This is a genomic window from Klebsiella sp. CN_Kp113 (assembly GCF_040064585.1).
GTDB classification, from domain to species: domain Bacteria; phylum Pseudomonadota; class Gammaproteobacteria; order Enterobacterales; family Enterobacteriaceae; genus Klebsiella; species Klebsiella michiganensis.
Window position 1 is genome coordinate 112,512 of the sequence record NZ_JBEAID010000011.1, and the last position, 20,067, is coordinate 132,578.

17 protein-coding genes and 1 pseudogene are annotated in these 20,067 nt (G+C 58.1%); 6 read left to right on the top strand and 12 right to left on the bottom strand.

Going from position 1 to position 20,067, the window contains the following annotated elements; translation table 11 throughout:
- Nucleotides 1-11: 11 nt before the first annotated feature.
- The 12 genes from ABLV30_RS05620 to ABLV30_RS05675 form a co-directional block, all read right to left on the bottom strand.
- The gene (locus ABLV30_RS05620; RefSeq protein ID WP_004105439.1) at nucleotides 12-1,382 is read right to left on the bottom strand and encodes an MFS transporter; all 1,371 of its coding nucleotides are present in this window, start codon (nucleotides 1,380-1,382) and stop codon (nucleotides 12-14) included.
- 76 nt (nucleotides 1,383-1,458) lie between these two features.
- Complete coding sequence (locus ABLV30_RS05625) at nucleotides 1,459-2,337, bottom strand: SMP-30/gluconolactonase/LRE family protein (protein WP_025106027.1); 879 nt, start codon at nucleotides 2,335-2,337, stop codon at nucleotides 1,459-1,461.
- A gap of 13 nt (nucleotides 2,338-2,350) precedes the next feature.
- Nucleotides 2,351-3,688 carry an MFS transporter gene (locus ABLV30_RS05630; protein WP_025106028.1) on the bottom strand — a complete coding sequence of 446 codons (1,338 nt, stop codon included), beginning with the start codon at nucleotides 3,686-3,688 and terminating at the stop codon, nucleotides 2,351-2,353.
- A gap of 135 nt (nucleotides 3,689-3,823) precedes the next feature.
- A complete protein-coding gene (locus tag ABLV30_RS05635) occupies nucleotides 3,824-5,014 on the bottom strand; it encodes a thiolase family protein (protein ID WP_049070448.1) in 1,191 nt (396 codons plus the stop codon).
- An 11-nt stretch (nucleotides 5,015-5,025) separates the two neighbouring features.
- A complete protein-coding gene (fabG, locus tag ABLV30_RS05640) occupies nucleotides 5,026-5,760 on the bottom strand; it encodes a 3-oxoacyl-ACP reductase FabG (RefSeq protein ID WP_032720110.1) in 735 nt (244 codons plus the stop codon).
- An 11-nt stretch (nucleotides 5,761-5,771) separates the two neighbouring features.
- Nucleotides 5,772-7,364 carry a CoA-transferase gene (locus tag ABLV30_RS05645; RefSeq protein WP_265802138.1) on the bottom strand — a complete coding sequence of 531 codons (1,593 nt, stop codon included), beginning with the start codon at nucleotides 7,362-7,364 and terminating at the stop codon, nucleotides 5,772-5,774.
- Nucleotides 7,361-8,917, bottom strand: a complete 1,557-nt coding sequence (locus ABLV30_RS05650) for a class I adenylate-forming enzyme family protein (protein WP_064404203.1) — start codon at nucleotides 8,915-8,917, stop codon at nucleotides 7,361-7,363. The genes ABLV30_RS05645 and ABLV30_RS05650 overlap by 4 nt, the downstream gene beginning before the upstream one ends.
- A 250-nt stretch (nucleotides 8,918-9,167) precedes the next feature.
- A complete protein-coding gene (locus ABLV30_RS05655) occupies nucleotides 9,168-9,557 on the bottom strand; it encodes a VOC family protein (RefSeq protein WP_265802139.1) in 390 nt (129 codons plus the stop codon).
- 1 nt (nucleotide 9,558) lies between these two features.
- Complete coding sequence (gene fucP, locus ABLV30_RS05660; RefSeq protein ID WP_265802140.1) at nucleotides 9,559-10,893, bottom strand: L-fucose:H+ symporter permease; 1,335 nt, start codon at nucleotides 10,891-10,893, stop codon at nucleotides 9,559-9,561.
- Between the two features lie 36 nt (nucleotides 10,894-10,929).
- Complete coding sequence (locus ABLV30_RS05665) at nucleotides 10,930-11,871, bottom strand: ribokinase (protein ID WP_265802147.1); 942 nt, start codon at nucleotides 11,869-11,871, stop codon at nucleotides 10,930-10,932.
- A gap of 11 nt (nucleotides 11,872-11,882) precedes the next feature.
- A complete protein-coding gene (gene alsE, locus ABLV30_RS05670) occupies nucleotides 11,883-12,572 on the bottom strand; it encodes a D-allulose 6-phosphate 3-epimerase (protein WP_265802141.1) in 690 nt (229 codons plus the stop codon).
- A gap of 109 nt (nucleotides 12,573-12,681) precedes the next feature.
- Complete coding sequence (locus ABLV30_RS05675) at nucleotides 12,682-13,482, bottom strand: DeoR/GlpR family DNA-binding transcription regulator (RefSeq protein ID WP_025106034.1); 801 nt, start codon at nucleotides 13,480-13,482, stop codon at nucleotides 12,682-12,684.
- 363 nt (nucleotides 13,483-13,845) lie between these two features.
- On the opposite strand from ABLV30_RS05675, the gene deoC reads away from it, so the two are divergent.
- From deoC to ABLV30_RS05705, 6 genes and pseudogenes are all read left to right on the top strand, one after another.
- Entirely contained in the window at nucleotides 13,846-14,595 is a 750-nt protein-coding gene (gene deoC, locus ABLV30_RS05680; RefSeq protein ID WP_046876706.1) for a deoxyribose-phosphate aldolase, read from the top strand.
- A gap of 53 nt (nucleotides 14,596-14,648) precedes the next feature.
- Entirely contained in the window at nucleotides 14,649-16,154 is a 1,506-nt protein-coding gene (locus tag ABLV30_RS05685; protein WP_025106036.1) for an FGGY-family carbohydrate kinase, read from the top strand.
- A 61-nt stretch (nucleotides 16,155-16,215) separates the two neighbouring features.
- Complete coding sequence (locus ABLV30_RS05690) at nucleotides 16,216-16,989, top strand: DeoR/GlpR family DNA-binding transcription regulator (RefSeq protein WP_009654966.1); 774 nt, start codon at nucleotides 16,216-16,218, stop codon at nucleotides 16,987-16,989.
- Between the two features lie 13 nt (nucleotides 16,990-17,002).
- Nucleotides 17,003-17,164: pseudogene (locus ABLV30_RS05695) on the top strand (hypothetical protein); the annotation flags it as partial.
- 422 nt (nucleotides 17,165-17,586) lie between these two features.
- Nucleotides 17,587-18,009 carry a hypothetical protein gene (locus tag ABLV30_RS05700; RefSeq protein WP_009654947.1) on the top strand — a complete coding sequence of 141 codons (423 nt, stop codon included), beginning with the start codon at nucleotides 17,587-17,589 and terminating at the stop codon, nucleotides 18,007-18,009.
- Between the two features lie 496 nt (nucleotides 18,010-18,505).
- Nucleotides 18,506-20,059, top strand: coding sequence for a peptide MFS transporter (locus ABLV30_RS05705; RefSeq protein WP_004124798.1), 1,554 nt, complete (start codon nucleotides 18,506-18,508; stop codon nucleotides 20,057-20,059).
- Nucleotides 20,060-20,067: the final 8 nt, after the last annotated feature.

Consider the following 20,067-nt stretch of genomic DNA (forward strand, 5'->3'; position numbering starts at 1 on the left):
GTTCTCCTGCGTTAATGCGCTTTGCGCGGCGTTTTATCGGTGGTCATAAGCTGCAATAACATCCCCAGCAGCGCGCATCCCGCCATGGTAAAGAAGGCGTAGATATAACCCGCCGGATTTTCCCACCCCCCACCGAACTGGATGAGCCAGCCCATAAGCAATGGCGAAATGCCGCCGCCGATAAACATCGCCGTGGTGATAATGCCGTTGGCGGTAGAGGTGGCGCGTTCTTCGGCGGAGTCCGAAGCCATGGCGTAGTAGATAGGCCACACGGCGTTGGCCACCAGGCCAAAAAATAGCTGAATGGCGATAAGGCGCGGCATATTGGTGGCGAAATAGAACAGCGCAATGCCGATACTCATCCACAGACCGCAGACGATCAGAGTACGTTTACGGCCAAAGCTATCGGACAGCCAGGGCCAAATTATCTGGCCCAGGGTACCGGTAAGCGTGAAGATAATACTTAGCCCGGCGGATGCCGCCAGCGACAGGCCGGAGACGTGATAAAGATACGGCGGCAGCACAACGTTAATGCCCATATAGACAATTTGCGTCAGTAGGGTATTGCCCGCCGTTAGCGAAATATTGCGGTTGCGCAGGGTGCGTAAAAAGGTCTTCATCCCTTCGCCTTTGGCAACATGGCTGCTTTCCTGGGTCGCCGGGCGCGTCATCCCCTGGCTATCGATATGCTGATAAAGCGTGTTGATGCGATCGGCGGTGGAATATTTCGCCCAGAAAATCATCAGCGGGATGGCGACGATCAGCGCCAGCAGGAAGCAGTAGCGCCAGCTGCCTTCGCCAAATGCGGAAAGCACCAGACTTGCCACCACGCCGCTCAGCAGCGCGCCAATCGGATAGCCGGTATGATGCACCCCCAGCGCGAAGCCGCGTTTCTCTTTCGGCCACCACTCTGCGGTGTTGCTGACGCCGACGGGCTCGCCCCAGCCGGCCCCGAGGTTGACGCCAACGCGCAGCAGCACAAAGGCCGTCAGCCCGTGGCTGATCGCTTTAATTCCGGAAAGAAAAGAGAGGGCGGTATAGCCCAGCACCAGCGGTACCTGAAAGCGCGCTCGCTTCCAGCCTGAACCGTAGCGATCGCTCCAGATGGAGCCGGGGATATCCAGCACCGCAAGGGCAACCATAATCAGGGCGACGACGTTGCCCCACTGTTCCGGCGAGAGCGAAAACTCTTTAGAGATGACCGGGCCAAGGCGCAGGATCATCTCGCGATCGTAGGCGTTAAGCACCCAGATTAGCCAGCAAACCAGCAGCGAAACCCAGGAGAAACGATGTATCAGCCGCTTTTTTCCACCTTGTTCGCCGGCAGGTGTGTGATTGATTGTTGTCATAGTCGTGTTTACTCCGCGGCGTCGCGACAGCATGATGCGCGCCGCTTGGTGTCAGGGTCAGAGTCAGTTCGCCGGGTATTATTGTTATCGCGGCGAGCCGGAGGTTGGCTTAGCCGGCAAAACGCCGTTCCGCTACGCCGGTCACGCCCAGGTCGTATAGGGCGAACAGGCTGCCGCGCAGCTGATTATCTTCCGGGAAGCGCGGGAGGGGCGGCTGCGCCATTGAGGTGACGTACAGCACGTCGAGGTTTTCGCCGCCGAACATTACGCTGGTCACTTTTTTCACCGGCATCTCAATGATGCGATCGACCTTGCCCTCCGGCGTGTAGCGCACCAGCTTGCCCGCGTAGACCAGCGCGTTCCACAGGTAGCCTTCGCTGTCCACGGTGGCGCCATCCGCCGCGCCGCCTTCGCTGCGATCGACACGGCAAAAGACTCGTTCTCCGGAGAGATCGCCGGTCGCAGTGTTGTAGTCCCAGGCGCAGATTTCGCCCGTCCAGGTATCGGCAAAATAGAACGTCTCGCCGGAGGGGCTCCAGCAGGGGGCGTTAGAGACGATGATATTTTTCTTCAGCACGTGCAGTGACAGATCGGCGTCCAGGCGATATAGCGCGCCGCTCGGCTCCTCTTCACGCATATCCATCGATCCGAACAGAAAACGTCCCTGACGATCGACTTTGCCGTCGTTGAGCCGGTTAAAGGGCCGGTCCGCTTCCGGATGGTGCAGTAGCGTCAGCTCGCCGCTGGCGAAGTCGAGCAGATGCACGCCATTCTGTAGCGCCACCACCGCGCCTTCGCCGTTCTGGCGCAGGGCGAAAGAGCCAATTTTCTGCCGCACGTCCCAGCTCTTAATCGCGCCGCCCTGCGCGTTACAGGCGAACAGGCGCCCGTCGAGGCTGTCCACCCACCAAAGACGCTGCTGTTCGACATCCCAGACCGGGCTTTCGCCGAGTCGAGTTTTTAAATCCAGTAAGACTTCGATGCGCATAAGAACCTCCTGATTACGCTTTTTCACCGTCGGCCTGTTTTGCCGATGCACTGCCGGGGGATGACGAACTTTTGATGAACACAGACACCAGCGCGCCGACGATCAGTAGCGCGACGGCGAACCATAAGCCGGACGTTGCCGCGCCAGTGCGGTCCTCAAACGCGCCGAGAATAAACGGCCCGAGAAAGCCGCCGCACAGCCCGAGGCAGTTAAGCAGGCCGAAGCTGCCCGCCAGCATATGCCCGCTCATGATCGAGGGGAGCCAGTTAAAGATGATGGATTGCATGGCGAAGAACATGAAGGCGGCCAGCGAGAAGCCAAGCAGCGCCACGCCGTGACCGGCAATTGCGCCAATCGCCATGCCGGTCGCCATGACCAGATATCCGGCCATCAGCATGCTGCGCGAACGCTGCTCCGTCCGGGCGAAGCGCGGCAGCAGGATCCCGCCAGCGGCGGCTGCGATCCACGGGATGGCGGTCAGCAGACCGATCTGCAGCGGGGTAAGCTGGCCCCAGCTACCGATGATCCCCGGCAGGAAATAACTCAGGCCGTAAACCGAAAACTGGTGAGTAAAGTAAATCAGCACCAGCAACAAAAATACGCGGGTGGTGAGCGCTGTTTTCAGGGAAAAACGGCTCGGCGTATGGCGCGTCTCCTCGGCTTCTTTCTCCAGTACCGCGTTGATTGCCTGCACGTCGTTGCTGTCCAGCCAGCGGGCGTCGGCCGGTTTATCCGGCAGTCTGCGCCAGACGACGAACGCCAGCGCTATCGCGGGCAGCCCTTCGATAAAGAACATCCACTGCCAGCCGTGCCAGCCGGACATTCCATCAAGGCTTAATAACAATCCGCCCAGCGGCGCGCCGATAATGTTGGCCAGGCAGACCCCCAGCAGGAACAGACCGGTGGCTTTGGCGCGCTCTTCGCGGCCAAACCAGAGGGTCAGGTAGTAAATAATGCCCGGATAGAGCCCCGCTTCGGCGGCGCCGAGCAAAAGGCGCATCACGTAAAAGGACGTAGGCCCGGTGACAAACGCCATACCGCAGGAGATGATCCCCCAGGTGATCATGATGCGGGCGATCCAGCGCCGCGCGCCAATCCGGGTTAAAAACAGGTTGCTGGGGATCTCCAGCACCGCGTAGGTGAGAAAAAACAACCCGGCCCCGAGGCCGAATGCGGTTGCGGAAAGGCCGATATCCACCGACATGGTCGCTTTCGCCATGCCAATATTGGTACGATCAATAAAGCTGATGATGTACGCCACGATAAGCAGCGGCATCAAATGGCGGTAGATCTTTTTATGGGTGCGCTGTAGCTGCGTCCCGTTTACCGCCTTTTCATTTATTGCGGACATGGTTATTATTTCCCCGTATTCGTGGTCAGAAGCCTTGCCGGGATCGAGACGATCCCGTTCGTCAGCTCACAGGTTGTCGCCGGGTGCTGACCCGAACGACGCCCGGCCCGAAGCCCCACTTCGGGCCGTCTTTTCCTAAGCGCCTTCGCGCTCGAACAGCATAGAAATCCCCTGGCCGCCGCCGATGCACATGGTGACCAGACCGGTGCGCGCGCCGCTGCGCGCCATTTCATACATCAGTTTGACCGGCAGGATCGCACCGCTGGCGCCCACCGGGTGGCCGAGGGCGATCGCGCCGCCGTTGACGTTAACGCGGGCTGGATCGAGACGCAGATCGTTCATCACCGCCAGCGCCTGGGCGGCGAAGGCCTCATTGAGTTCAATTAAATCGATGGCGTGAACATCCATATTGAGACGGTCCATCAGGCGTCGGGTAGCGGGAGAGGGGCCAAACCCCATAATCTCCGCGCCGCAGCCGGCGACCGCCCAGCCGCGAATCCGCATGCGCGGAGTTAAGCCGCGCTGTTCCGCCTGCTGGCGGGTCATCATCACCAGCGCGGCCGCGCCGTCGTTAATGCCGGAGGAGTTGGCCGCCGTCACCACGCCGTCGGCTTTAAATGCCGGACGCAGCGCGGCGAGCTTTTCGCGCGGGGTGTCGCGCGGGTGTTCATCGGTCGAGAACAGGCGGGTCGCTTTTTTGCCGTCCGGCACCTCAAGGGCCAGAATCTGCTCGCGGAAGCGATCCTCAGCGATCGCCTTCAGCGCCTTCTGCTGGCTCGACCAGGCGAAATCGTCCATCGCTTCACGGGTAATACCGAAGCGTTGCGCGACGTTTTCCGCCGTGATGCCGTTGTGATAAGGCCCTTCTGGCCAGGTAAGGATGGAGATCAGTCCATCTTCCAGCTCGCCGTGGCCCATGCGATAGCCATCGCGCGCTTTGCGCAGGTAGTAGGGCAACTGGGTCATATTTTCCGTTCCGCAGGCGACGACCACCTCGGCCTGGCCGCTTTGCAGCTGCATCATGCCGTCCGCCAGGGCCTGAAGCCCGGAGCCGCACTGGCGGTTAACCGAATACGCGGTGCTCTCCTGCGGGATCCCCGCCCGCAGCTGGCAGATGCGGGCGATAAAACCGCTTTCGGCGATTTGCCCGACGTTGCCGACGATCGTTTCATCGATATCCTGTGGCGCAAGCCCGGCGCGGGCGATCGCTTCGCGAATAACCGCTGCCCCGAGATCGTGCTGGTGGGTATGCTTAAGACTGCCGTTAAACGTGCCAATAGCGGTACGGACGCCGCTGACAACCACAATATCATTAGCCTGTGTCATCGTTTTTCTCCTTACAGCACCATGCCGCCGCCGACGTTAATGACTTCCCCGTTGATATAGCGCGCGCCGTCGGACGCCAGAAACGCCACGCACTCGCCAACGTCTTTCGCCTCCCCGGCGTAGCCCGCAGGGATCTTGTTAATCATGATTTGCCAGACGTTTTCCGGGACGCCGCGCGTCATATCGGTATCGATAAAGCCCGGGCAGATGGCGTTAACCGTGACGCCTTTTTTCGCCAGTTCGCGGCAGGCGGTTTTGGTCATCCCCACCACGCCGGCTTTTGACGCCGAATAGTTGGTTTGTCCGACGTTGCCAAGCCAGCTGGCGGAAGCGATATTGATAATGCGGCCTGCGCCGCGCTCGCGCATGCGGATGGCGGCCTGCTGCATACAGAGAAAAGTGCCCTTCAGATTGACATCGATCACCGTGTCCCAGTCCGCTTCGGAGAGTTTGTGCAGCATGGCGTCGCGGTTGATTCCGGCGTTATTCACTACAATATCCACCGGGCCAAACGCCTCTTCGGCCTGGGAAAACAGCGCTTCGACCTGCGCTTTTTCACCGATATTGCAGCTGATAAACAGCGCCTGTGCGCCCGATTCGCGCAGGGACGCGGCGGCGGCTTCGCCGTGCGCGTCGCGATCGGCGATGATCACGCGCGCGCCTTCCCGCGCAAGCACCTGGGCAATGCCAAAGCCGATACCGCGCGCGGCGCCGGTGACAATGGCGGTTTTACTGGCAAGTTTCATAGCTAATTTCCTTATGAGTCAGAGGATGAATTCCGGGACAGATGTTCCGCGAGGCCGCAGGGCTGCGGGGTGAACAAGCGGCTGTCCATAACCTGAAGATCCGCGGCGATCGCCGGACGAAAATCCATATGCGCCAGGATGTCGCGCTCAAGATCGATACCGGGGGCGATTTCCGTCAGCACCGGCCCCTCCGGGCGCAGTTCGAAAACCGCCCGTTCGGTGACGTAATGCATGGTTTGTCCTTTGGCGCGGGCCAGCTCGCCGTTGTAGGAAACCTGATTCACCCCGGCGACGAATTTGCGTACCTCGCCTTCGCGGCGGATATGCAGAGCCCCTTGTTCACAGGCGATCTCCAGCCCTTTGGCGGTAAAAGAGGAGCAGAACACGACGTGGCGGGCATTCTGGGTGATATCGATAAAACCGCCCGCGCCGGGGCAGGATGCGCCGAGCCGCGTGGCGTTGACGTGGCCGTGCGGGTCCATCTCGCCGGCACCCATAAAGGTGATATCGACCCCCGCGCCGTTGTAATAGAGCATTTGATCCTGGTGGCTTATCATCGCGCTCAGGTTACGACCGATGCCGAAATCAACGCCGCCCGCCTGCTGCCCGCCGTAGATCCCCGACTCCACGGTGATGGTGACCTGCTCGCCGAGCCGTTCTTCGTGAATGATGGCGCCAATAACGTCGTTGGGAATGCCGGTGCCGAGATTGATGACGCAGCCGGGCGTCAGATAGCGGCAGGCAATCCGCCCGATAAGCTTGCGCAGGTCGAGCGGCAGCGGCGCGTTCTGCGCGGCGGGAAGCTGGATATCGCCGCACAGCGCCGGATCGAAGTCCCAGCTGGAGGTCTGGCGGTGATCCGTCTGTGGCTCTTCGCATACCACAATGGCGTCGATTAGGTTGCCGGGAACGGTGATGCTTTTCGGATGCAGCGAGCCTTTCGCCACGCGATATTTCACCTGCGCCAGCACCTTCGCCCCATAGCGTCTGGCGGCGAGAACCGCGTGCAGAACTTCCAGCTTCATCACCTCTTCATCGGTCGTGAGGTTGCCCTCTTCATCAGCATGGGTGCCGCGCACAATGACCACGTCCAGAGGAATGGCCGGGTAGAACAGATATTCGTCGCCGCGAAACGTCACGTGCTCGATCAGATCGGGCCGTTCGCGGGTGCGGGCGTTCATCCGCCCGCCTTCCATGCGCGGATCGACAAAGGTACCGAGCCCGACGGGGGAAAGCCGCCCGGTAAGCCCGGCGGCCATCGCGCTATAGAGATGGACGATCTGCCCCTGCGGCAGGCACCAGGCTTCCACTTCGTTGTTGTTGATCATCGCCATCCAGCGCGGCGCCAGGCCCCAGTGCGAGCCGATAAGCCGCGTTACCATACCCGGGTGGGCGAAGTGCTGGATGCCGCGCTGGCGATCGCTTTGCCCGGCGGCATGCAGCAGCGTCAGGTCGCGCGGTTCGCCCGCGGTCAGAAAGCGCGCTTCGATAGCGCTTAAAATGGACTCCGCCGCGCCGATTAGCGTCATCCCGACGGTACAGACGGTGTCGCCGCTGGCGACCCACTGAGCCGCTTGATGGGCGTTGATAAATTTTCTGCTCACTTTTTATCCTCCGTTGATAGCGTGATGATGGATTCCGCGAGGCGCGTTTTGAGCTGTTGTTTGCTCACTTTTCCGTTATGGGTGCGCGGTAAAACGCGGGTGAAAATAATGCGCGCCGGCAGCTTAAAGCGGGCGATTTTGACCTTCAGCCAGCCGAGGATCTCTTCGCTGGTCAGGTGGTGCTGGCCGTCCGGCACGATAAACGCCACCGGCTCTTCGCCATAGATCGGGCTGGGGGTCGGGATGACGGCAACTTCCCGCACTCCCCGATAGGTAGAGAGAATGTTTTCCAGCTCCAGCGAGTAAATCTTCTCTCCGCCGCGATTGATCATGTCCTTGCTGCGGTCTTTTATGTACAACCAGCCTTCATCGTCGAGATAGCCCAGGTCGCCGGTACAAAACCAGCCCTGCGCATCGCAGCTCGGGCGTCGTTCGCTGTGCTGCCAGTACTCGCGGATCACCACGTCGCCTTTTAGCCAGATATGCCCGATTTGCCCGGCGGGGAGGAGCTGCTGGCGATCGTTGCGGATCGTAATGGCGAGGCCGGGGATCGCCTGGCCCGAACTGCCGCATTTATCGCTGCCCCAGACGTCGCCCGGAAAAATCGTCGCGGGTGAGGTCGTTTCGGTGAGCCCGTAGATCGGCTGAATCGCCGTATGCGGGAACAGGGTTTTTAACTCGTTGATCAGTCCATCGCTCAGATGGCCCGCGCCGCAGGCAATCGTGCGTAACGCGGGGAAATCGCCAGGATGACTGGCGCTCTGCTCGCGTGCCGCCTGGCAGAGAAGGATAAAGATGGTTGGCGAGCCGTGCAGAAAGGTAATGTTCTGTTCGCGCAGGGTGCCGATCACCTGCGGGGCGTTGAACCGGTGCTGCAGCCAGATGCTCGCGCCGAGGCTAATAAACAGCGCCAGCAGCGCCGACAGGCCGGTGATGTGATAGATAGGTACCGCCAGAATGGTGCTATCCGCGGCGGTGAGATTCAGTTTTTGCGTATAGGCGTCAATCGCGCAGAGCAGGTTATTGTGCGTGATAATCGCCCCTTTAGGCTCTCCGGTGGTACCGGAGGTGAACATCATCACCGCCGTATCGTCGCGGTTAACCGGGACCGGCTGGCGGGTCAGCGGTTCGGGAAGGGGGAGCGCCTGCCATTCGCTGAGCGAAACCGCGCGCGCGTCGGGGGTGTTTTTCAGCCAGTCCTGCACGGTCGCATCGAACAGCACGACCCGCGGGGCGATATGGCCCACCAGCTCCTCGCTTTCGGCCTGCTTAAGCTTCGTGCTGAAAGGCACCACTTCGATGCCCAGACCAAGCGCGGCAAAAAGGACTTCGCAAAAAGCGGGATGATTCCCCCAGGCCAGCAGGATTCGATCGCCTTTGCGCAGCGACCAGACCTGGTCAAGCTGCGCCATCGCTCGCTGTACCCGCAGGTGAAAATCGCGGTACAGATAGCGCCGATCCTCAAACGCCAGCGCCAGGGCATCCGGGCTGCGGGCGGCGCTGTGGCTCAGGGCCTGGTACAGATTCTGGAAGTCGGCGGAGGTGCTGCTCATTTGTCTCTCCTGATATTGCGTATTGACTGGAAGTAGTCTGGGGAAATTCAGGAGAGGAAATTGCCGAATGGCTCACAATAGAAAATCAACAAAACAGAAGCAATTTTGTAACATTGCACAATAGGCAGGAGAGGTCAGGTGGGGGGGGCGAAAATCTGGAAGCAGGCAGGCTTTTGTAAAGCCTGAGGAAGCCCACTTTTAGACCCGTGTTAACCGGGCCTAAAAGGGAGAAGGGGATCAGCCCGGCCGTTTAGCGTTTAAAGGCATCAAACTCGAGCCGTTCGCCATCGGGGCCGCGAATAAGCAGGAAGCGCACGTTGTCTTCTTCTATCGGCCCTTCATCAAGCGGATAACCGAGCGCCGCCAGCCGCTGCTGCACCGCATCCAGATCGCTGACTTCCAGCGCCAGATGATCGATACCGCAGCGAGGGGCGTCAAAAGGCGTTCCTTCGGGAAGCTGGTACAGCTCGAGGACGGCGCCCGCCATTTCAAGAAACGCGACTTCAATAGCGCCCTGCGGCGACGGTTTGCTAAACCGCTGCTGGCGCTGAAAGCCCAGCGGTTCATAGAAGGCTAGCGAACGTGTTAAGTCGCTGACCTGATAGCCAATATGAGCAATCGTGTTGATCAGTTCGCGCATGTTATACCCCCTTACGCACGCACCAGAAACCGTAGAAAGCGACATACACAAAGCACACAAGTGGGGCGATAAAAGCGATTTGCATATTGCCGCCGTTCATATCCGAGATAATGCCCATTACCAGCGGAATAACGGCCCCGCCGATAATCGACATCACCACGATCGAGCCTGCGGTCTGGGTATCTTTCCCCATCCCTTTGATGACCAGACCAAAGTTTGTCGGCCAGCATGGCGCCATACAGAAGCTGACCAGAATGAGCGCATAGACCGCCAGCATTGAACTGCTGAATACGGCAACCAGTAAAAGGGCGGTGGCGGCCAGGGCAAAGGTACCGAGCAGCAGCGCCGGATTCAGGCGGTTCATCAACCAGGTGGCCACGGTTTTACCCACGGCGTAAATCACCAGAGAAGCCAGCAGCCAGTAGGTTGCGGAGTGCTCGCTGGTGCCCTGCTGCACGAGCTGCACAAAGCGAATCGTGAAGCTCCATACGCCAACCTGGGCGCCGACGTACAAAAACTGCGACAGGATCCCGAGGCGAAAGCGCGGGATGGCAAACAGGCGTTTCAGCGTAGGCCCCATGCTTTCCGTCGGGAGCTGCTGCTGCTGAGAGGGCGTGCCCTTGCACGACGGGAATTTAATAAACACGAACACCAGCGCCAGCACCACCAGCACGGAGCCGATAATCAGATAGGGTCCGACCACCTGGCCGACCATCTGATGGCGCGCGGCGTCCGCGGCGGCGGCGGGCATCGCCAGCAGCTGTTCATGGCTCGGATCGTTTTCGCCAAAGACCATCACCTGGCCAATCAGCACGCCGGAAATCACGCCCAGCGAGTTGAAGATCTGCGAAAAGTTAATGCGCTGGGTGGAAGAGTGGATCGGGCCCAGCAGGCTGGAGTAGGTGTTTGCCGAGGTTTCCAGAAAAGAGAGTCCGCAGGCGATCACCCCCAGGCAGGCGAGGAACGCACCGTAGGTCATGATCTGCGCGGCCGGGACGAACAGGAAACAGCCGAGGGCGTACAGGCACAGCCCAATAACAATCGCCGCTTTATAGGAATAACGCTTAATCAGCGCCGCCGCAGGCAGGGCGACAAAGAAGTAGCCGAGGAAAAAAATCGACTGCACCAGCGCCGTCTGGGTATCCGTTAAATCGAAGCCCTTTTTAAACTGGGCGATCAAAATATCATTCAGGTTGCCCGCCATCCCCCAGAGCGCAAACAGGCAACAGACCAGTAAAAATTGCAGCCAGGGGGTGTGCGGTAAATACGCGCTGGTGTCCAGTTTTTCATTGTGGACCGCCGCTTTATCGACCTTATCCGTGATTAGCGTACTCATTGAGCTATCCTCTTAATGGTTTTTATACAGTAGGGTTTAAGCCATTTCATAATCAGAGGCGGCACGTAAAAGCCGTTCTCGTGCCTCCTGGTAATCCGGTAAAGATGATGCGCCCTGCTTTTCGACGCTGACGGCGGCGTAGGCCGCCGCAAATCGGGCCGCGCTATGCAGCGGCTCGCCGCAGGCCAGACGCGCCGCCAGCGCGCCGTTAAAGGCATCGCCCGCGCCGGTGGTATCGCGGGGATGAGAAGGAAAGCACGGAACAGGGGATTTCACGCCCTGCTCGCTCAGCAGTGCGCCCTTTGCGCCGAGGGTGATAATGACGTTGCGCGCGCCCTGGGCATGCAGCGCATCGGCGGCCTCGGCCGCGGCCGCCAGAGAGTCAACCCGGCGCCCGGTCATTAACCCGGCCTCCGTGGCGTTCGGCGTGAGCAAATCCACTTTGCTTAGAAAGGCGTGCTCAACGGGCTGCCAGGGGGCGGGATTGAGCACCACGAAGGCCCCGGCTGCTTTCGCAGCGTCAACGACCTGTTCAATGGCGGAAAGATTATTCTCCAGCTGAACCAGCACCACATCCGCGCAGCCGATAGCGGGAATGCAGCCGGCGATTTCATCATCGGTCACCGTCATATTCGCGCCGGGGTCGACGGCAATCATGTTTTCGGCATCGTTGCCGGCCACATAAATCAGCGCATTGCCGGTGGGGACGTCTTCGGCGACCAGCAGCGTCACGGCGTTAAACCCCACGCTCTTCAGATGACGACGGGCAAAATGGCCGAAGGTATCATTGCTAATCTTGCCGATATAGTGGACATTCGCCCCCGCTTTTAGCGCGGCGGTGGCCTGGTTCGCCCCTTTTCCGCCGGCGCTGGTCATGCTCCCGCAGGCCACTAACGACTCGCCCGGCACCGGAAAGCGCTCCACTCTGGCCACCATGTCGAAATTGAATGAACCAAAAACACAGACTTTTCCTGACATCATTCGCTCCTTTATACGTGCTCGGGGGAGTGCAGCGCGGCGGACAGATCCCGGGACATTTTTTCCCAGGCCTGCTCGAGCGGCATATCCGGGCGGAATAAACCGCTGCTGCCCATCACCAATACCTGCGCCCCGGCTCCCAGCAGCTCACGGTAGGTGTTGCGGTTACATGAGCCGTCGACTTCCAGCAAGAAGTTGAGGCTGCGGCTCTCTTTTAACTGATGAAGCTGCGCGATTTTGGCGGTCATTTCGGGAATAAACGGCTGACCGGCATAGCCCGGATCGACGGTCATCACCGTGACCTTATCGAGCAGATGCAGATAGTGCTGGATGCTCTCAACCGGCGTGGCGGGATTAAGCACCATCCCCACCTCTTTCCCCACCTGGCGAAGCATATTGATGACCCGAAAAGCTTCGCGGCAGATGGTTTCCGGATGCAGGGAAATGGCGTCTGCTCCGGCTTCTATCAGCGCCGGGATAAACGGGTCGGGCTCTTCGACCATCAGGTGGACATCAATGGGAAGCGACGTATAGGGCCGAATCTGCGCCACAAAGCTGGCCGATAGCGCCAGGTTTTTCACATAGTGCCCGTCCATCACGTCGACGTGCAGCCTGTCGGCTTTGCCGTTTAAAAAGTGCAGCTGTTCCGCCAGCTTCATCATGTCCATACACATGAGCGAGGGAGAAAGGTAATAACGCATAAGGCCTCTTTTATTCCGGTAGTGGCTGATTTCAGGCAAAGTCTGGCCCTGCCGCGGGAAGCAGCGTTTCGACAATGCGCGTAGTCACCGTCACGTCATGACGGCGTACTCAGGCGATCTGTAGCCCGACGTTATGCCAGGTCATCTCTTTTTCCAGCAGCGGATCGACAAACTTTTCGGTGATTAAACAGTCCAGCTCGCCCAATCCGCCGATCCGCGCGACGCCTGTTCGCCCCAGCTTGCTGCCGTCGACCAATGCCACGGTCTGACGGGCGGCCAGCATCATCTGTTTCAACAGGGCGGCGTGGGCTTCCGTACCCGCATATAAACCGCTATCGCGCTCCAGCCCCTGGCAGGAGAAAAAGAGCGTATCGACGGCGTACTCGCGCAGCGTTCGTGAGGCGGTTTCACCGAAGAACGCCTCCTCGGTCGGGGAAAAATCGCCCCCTAGTCCCACGAGATGCAACGAGCGTCTGCTCATCAGCGTTTGCAAAATGCGGATAGAAGGCGTGATAACCGTTAGCGCCATCTCCGGCATCTGCCGGGCCAAAAACCAGCTGGTGCTGCTGCCGTCCAGGACAATGGTCTGTCCCGGCTGGAGACATTGCAGCGCTTTGCGGGCAACGCGCATTTTTCCTTCGCTGTGCAGCAGCGTTCTCTGCTGAAAGCTTCCCTGGCTATCTTCGACCGGCAGGGCGGGCGACGCCGCTCGGATCGCCGGCAGCGGGTTCTCCGCCGCCAGCGCTCCGCCATGGCTCCGATTTAAAATCCCTTTCCGTTCCAGCTCGCTCAGATCGCGGCGAATCGTTTCCCTGGAGACCCGAGTCGCTTGCGCAATCTCATTCACCCGCATCACGCCGCGTTGGCCCAGCAGTTCAACAATCAAACGATGACGTTCCAGCGGCAACATAGCTCTCTCCTGAAGTACATAATCAGATTACCTTTCCCTTGCGCAGGGCGTTGAGACCTCCGGAATATCCGGCGAAGGCGACCGTTTTGTCGCCGGCCAATGTGACAGCGTACGCATTTTGGCGTCATATCCGGCAGCGGTTTCGCTCTCTCGCCCGTTATTCAGGCATAAACAAAAACAAACAAAAATAAATGCAATATTGCCTTTGCGCCCGTTTATGCCCGTTTACGCCCGTTCATCAAGGGCATCGCTCATTTCCCGTCTGCTAATTAAAAGCAAATGAAAATAAAAAAATGCTAATTTGATCACGTTATTTTCATTTGATGCGTTTTTAAATGGATTTAAGCCGATTAAGAGCATTAAATGAAAGCAACTAAAAACAAAGAGCAGGATAAAACCATGAATGAAACAACCCGTCGTTTTGCACGTTTAGTCGACCTGAGCGCAGTCCAGGCCACCAGTACCGAAGCGGACGTTCGCGCCTGCGCCGAGCTGGCAACCCGATACAACATTATTTCCGTCCACGTTCTGCCCTGCTGGACGCGTTTTCTCAGTACGTTGCTGCCGCAGCAGGGGACGGGAGAGGTGATGATTGGCGGGCCGGTCGGCTTTCCCGGCGGCGGGCATGCGACTGACACCAAGGTTCAGGAAGTGCGGCAGCTGATTGCCGATGGCGCCCGCGAAGTGGATATGGTGGTGAATATCGGCAAAGTGTTATCCGGCGATTATGACTATGTGCGCGAAGATTTGCGCCGCGTGGTGGAGGCCGCCGCGCCGGTACCGGCGAAGGTGATCCTCGAAACGCACTATCTCAATGAGGAGCAGATTCGCCGCGTGTGCGATATCGCCGTAGAGGTGGGGATGAAGTGGGTCAAAACCTCCACCGGCTGGGCGCCGACCGGCGCGACGGTGGAAAAAGTCAGCATTATTGCCGACCAGCTTAAAGGCCGAATCGATATCAAAGGCGCCGGGGGGATTCGCGATCTGGCAACGGTGCGCGCCCTGTACCAGCTTGGCGTCCGCCGCTTTGGCATGAGCCATGGCGCGGTCACAAAGGTGCTGGCTGAACTGGAGCAGCACCCGGAACGCTTTCCCGAGCTGAACGCCGATTAAACTGAGAGACCGCGGGCCTGATGGCCCGCCTTAAGACGTCACCGGAGTCAGTGATGAAAGATAAAATACTCACGATTGATGTTGGCACTGGCAGTACCCGCGCCGCTCTTTTGCGCGTTGACGGCACGATGGTCGGCTTTGCGCAAAGAGAGTATGAACAGACCACGTCGCGTGCGGGTTGGTCAGAACAGGCCCCGTCTTTATGGTGGCAGGCCGCCTGCGACTGTATACGCGAGGTGCTTTACCGCTATCCTGAAACGGCTGCGCAGATTGCGGTTATTGGCGCCTGCGGGCAGATGCACGGCACCGTCCTGCTGGACGATCGCGGCGAGCTGGTGGAGGACAGGGCGCTGCTGTGGAATGACAAGCGCAGCCAGCCGCAGGTGGAAGCTTTTACCGCGCGCGAAGGGCGGGAAAAGTGGCTGGCGCATTTAAATAATCCACCCGCGGCGGCGTGGCCCGCTTTCAAATTAGCCTGGTGGCGTGAACATCATCCGGAGCGCTGGCCGCAGCTCGCCAAAGTGTTAATGCCGAAGGACTATATTAATTTCATGCTGACCGGCGCCCTGGCGACCGACTATAGCGAGGCGTCCTGCTATTTCCTGATGGACAGCGAAACCCGCGCCTGGTCTTCGCAAGCCTGCGAAACGTTTGGCCTGCGGGTCGATCAGCTACCGGACCTCAAACTTTCCAGCGACATTATCGGCCAGGTAACCCCACGCGCCGCCGGCCTGACGGGCCTGCCTCCAGGGATCCCGGTGGTTGCCGGTACGTCGGACATGGCGGCCTCTCTGCTGGGCTCGGGAGTATATGAGCCGGGGATGGCGTCCGACTCCACCGGCACGTCGACGCTGATCACCGTGGTGTCGCCGCGGCCGTTACGCCACCCGCTGGTCAATAACCTTCATCTGGCTAACGCGGCCTGGGGCGGATTTACGATTCTCGACGCCGGCGGCGATGCCGTCCGCTGGGCGCGGCTGGCGCTTGCCGATAACCAGATTACCCACCCGCAGCTTTTGCAGGAAGCGGCGGCGGTGCCGGCCGGTGCGGAAGGGCTGCTCTTTCTTCCCTATCTGACGGGAGAGCGCCTGGCCGAACACACGAACTCGCGGGCGCAGTTCTTCGGCCTGCAGCGCAAGCATCGCCGCGGTCATTTATTCCGCGCGGTCCTGGAAGGGGTGGCCTTTGCGTCCTGGCGCAATCTGCGCCAGCTGCAGGCGTGCGGGCAATATCCGCAACAAATGATCGCTTCCGGCGGCGGCGCGCGCAGCCCGCTGTGGCTTGAAATCAAAGCCGCGGCGTACAATCTTCCGATATTATCTACGCGCAACCAGGAGAATGGCGTCACCGGATGCGGTATTATCGCCGGGGTTGGCGCGGGGCTGTACGCGGATTTTGCCAGCGGCGTGAGGCAGACGGTGCAGTTCGGTAAGCTGATTTCGCCGGATCCCCGTCTGCGGGATTATTACCACGCCTGCAGCGAGCTTTTTGATACGCTCTACCGGCAATCCGCCGCCTTATACGACAGGCTGGATGCCCTGAGCGCAGGACCCGACTGATAAGCAACGGTAAGCCAGCGCCGCGTCGCGCGTAACGTGCCGTAAATAAGAGAGAGGCAGAATGTTTGCAGAAGAAAGACAGGAGAAGTTGCTCAGTATTCTCAGGGAAAAACGCAAAGTGGCTGTTTCTGAGATGTGTGACGTCTTTAATGTATCTGGCGCCACCATTCGTGCCGATCTCCGCCAGTTGGAAGAGGAGGGACTGCTGACCCGTACCCACGGCGGCGCCGTCCTTCGCACGCGGGCGAGCTTTGAACAGGCGTCGGACGCGCGTGAAATTGTCAACCTCAGCGCGAAAGAGCGGATCGGCCAGCGCGCAGCGGCGCTGGTTGAGGATGGCGACATTATCGTGCTGGATACCGGCACGACGACCCTGCATATCGCGCGCAATATTCGCGACCGACAAAACGTCACGGTGGTCACCAACGATTACCAAATCGCCCGCGAGCTGGAAGCCAGCCCCTCGATTCAAACCATTCTGCTGGGCGGGATCGTGAAGAAGGGGTACCACTGCGTGGTGGCGATCAACGGACGCTCCATTCTTGATACCCTGAACGTCGATAAAGCGTTTATGGGCGCCAATTCGCTGTCGCTGAAACACGGCGCCTGCGTGGCCGATATCATGCTGGCAGAAACGAAACGCGGCATGGTTGAACACGCCAGCCAGGTGATTATCGTCTGCGACTATAGCAAGCTGAATAATACCTCGCTTGCCCAGTTTACCGCCGCGGATCGGATTGATACCGTGGTGGTCGATCGTCTGCCCGATGACGTTCAGGCGTATCGTAATGCCGGCATTCAGGTGATCTCCCTGGATGAAGAGGCGCACCTCTAGCGTTCTGTTCCGGCAGAGGCGCACCGATCCGGAGTACTACGGTAAAGGGCTCGGTATTGCGCCGCGTATCAATCCGGCGCTGGAGAAAGTGACGGCTTCTCCCGAATATAGCGCAATTAAAGCGCGCTGGATTAAAGCGTCGTTGATAGTGGCGTACAGGAAAGATACCCCCTGAAGGGTATAGCCCCTAAACGTTTCTGTATGCCATCGGGAGCATCGGCTTATCCGTCAACGAACAAACGGTTACTGGTTCTCTCCCTTTTTAAAAGTTTTCAATACATTATGCGCGTAGCTAATATAATTCTTAGCGCGCGGACATTTAAAATGTAACGCGAAACTTCTGAAAAACATGTCCAATGAAATAAAAAGTGGATTTTATTTCAATCTTTATGTCAGAATCGCGTTATGGCAATAAAAACCATATTTTATATATTGTCATTATGCGAGCCATAATGAGCGGATACTACCGAACGCTACAGAAATAATATTCTGAGGCGTTGTCTGATTATTCGCATGGAGAATTATCGTGATGCTATCCTGTCTTAAAAACCTCGCTGGTGATTATATAGGATATAAATCATATGGCAGGAACAATAAATGAGTTCGATGACAAATAGCCTGGAAAGATTAAGGAAGGAAAAGGAGGAGATAAAGCGACAGCGGCGTGAGTTTAAAATAAAATTCGTGTGCTTATATGTCTCAATATTGTCACATCTAAAAGCAAATCCTGATAATAAAGTTACCAAGGGTTCTTTTGGTGATGCTAAAAAAATCACCGTGGCAAACGATGGTTTCTTTTTTGATATTAGTTTCAAATATGACTACGCAAGAAATAAAGTGCGGATTATTGTATCTGAAGAAAGCCTGTCGCTGAAAGTCAGGCTCACCCTGCGGCTGACGGCATCAAAAGCGAAATGGCGCATTGTAAAAATATCCCATAAAAAGTTTAAGTATATTTTTAGAGTCATGAAGCCACAGCTGATTGAGGAGCTTATCGTCTTTTTGATCCGCTATCTGTAATATCTCCTCTCCGTCAATGGGCCAATGAGCCGGGATGCTCGCTTCGATCGTTCTTCCGGCTGCAGGTTGGAATATTCCCTGCCGCGAGTTCCTCCTGGTTTGAGTCGATGAGAATGTCATTAAACGGCATTACTCAATAAAGCCCCCATTAATGCTGTTTTTTCCCGCTTTTACCCCTTTTATCGCCCGGGTTTTCTGGCGGGATGAAGTTGCCAGGGTGATTTCTTAACTCCTTGTAAATAAATGAAAAAGTATTATTTTTGTCATGAATGCCTCTGTCAATCACATTTCCTCTCTCGCCAACTTTAAATCTGTAAAAGTAGACGTTTGTCGACTTTTCATCTAAAAAGTTGGGGGAAGGGACTAGACAGGACCATTATTAGGTTATCAAATGGTTAAATTACGTCACATTAAATGTGAATGATTGGCCTTGTGTATAAAAGGCCAACACGCTTTCCGCTGCGTTAAAGCGCTGCGGACATCTTTGGGAGAAGTTATGCATTCCTCTGTTAATAAAAATGAAACTCGGACCTTTTTTGGTCATCCTTACCCCCTCGGTTCGCTGTTTTTCACCGAAATGTGGGAACGGTTCTCGTTTTACGGTATTCGACCATTACTGATCCTGTTTATGGCGGCCACCGTCTATGACGGCGGGATGGGGCTGGCGCGCGAGAACGCGTCGGCCATTGTCGGGATCTTTGCCGGGACCATGTATCTTGCCGCGCTGCCCGGCGGCTGGCTGGCGGATAACTGGCTCGGGCAACAAAAGGCGGTCTGGTACGGCTCGATTCTGATCGCCCTCGGCCATCTCTCCATCGCGCTGTCGGCGGTGATGGGGGATAGCCTGTTCTTTATCGGCCTGATGTTTATCGTGCTCGGTTCCGGCCTGTTCAAAACCTGTATTTCGGTGATGGTCGGTACGCTGTACAAGAAAGGCGATGCGCGCCGCGACGGCGGCTTCTCGCTGTTCTATATGGGCATCAACATGGGGTCGTTTATCGCCCCGCTGATCTCCGGCTGGCTGATTAAATCTCACGGCTGGCACTGGGGCTTCGGCATTGGCGGCATCGGGATGCTGGTCGCGCTGATTATCTTCCGCGTCTTTGCCGTTCCGGCGATGAAACGCTACGACAGCGAAGTCGGCCTCGACTCCACCTGGAACAGCCCGGTAGTGAAACGAAACGGCGTCGGCGCATGGCTGCTGGCGCTGACGGTCGGCGTGGCGGTTATCATCGCGTTGATTGCCCAGGGCGTTATCGTGATTAACCCGGTGGCGGTCGCCAGCGTGCTGGTCTACGTGATTGCGGCGTCGGTGGTGCTCTATTTTATCTACCTGTTCGTCTTCGCCGGACTGAGCCGCAAAGAGCGCGCCCGCCTGCTGGTATGCTTTATCCTGCTCATCTCCGCCGCCTTTTTCTGGTCAGCGTTTGAGCAGAAACCGACCTCGTTTAACCTGTTCGCTAACGACTATACCAACCGTATGCTCGGCTCCTTCGAGATCCCGGCGGTGTGGTTCCAGTCGATCAACGCCCTGTTTATTATTTTGCTGGCGCCGGTATTCAGCTGGGCATGGCCTGCGCTGGCGCGCAAAAATGTCCGTCCGAGCAGCATCACTAAGTTTGTTATCGGTATTTTATGCGCGGCGGCGGGCTTTGGTCTGATGATGCTGGCGGCGCAAAACGTCCTGAGCAACAACGGCGCGGGCGTTTCGCCGATGTGGCTGGTGGGCAGTATTCTGATGCTGACGCTGGGGGAGCTGTGCCTTAGCCCGATTGGCCTGGCGACCATGACCCTGCTGGCGCCGGAAAGAATGCGCGGCCAGATGATGGGGCTGTGGTTCTGCGCCAGCGCCCTGGGTAACCTGGCGGCGGGCCTGATTGGCGGGCACGTTAAGGCCGATCAGCTGGATATGCTGCCTGACCTGTTCGCACGCTGCTCCATTGCGCTGCTGATCTGCGCCGCGGTGCTGTGCCTGCTGATTGTTCCGGTTCGCCGGATGCTGGAAAACACCCGCAGCGACAAGCCGCAGGAGCCCGCGGCTAACGCGTAATCCCGCAA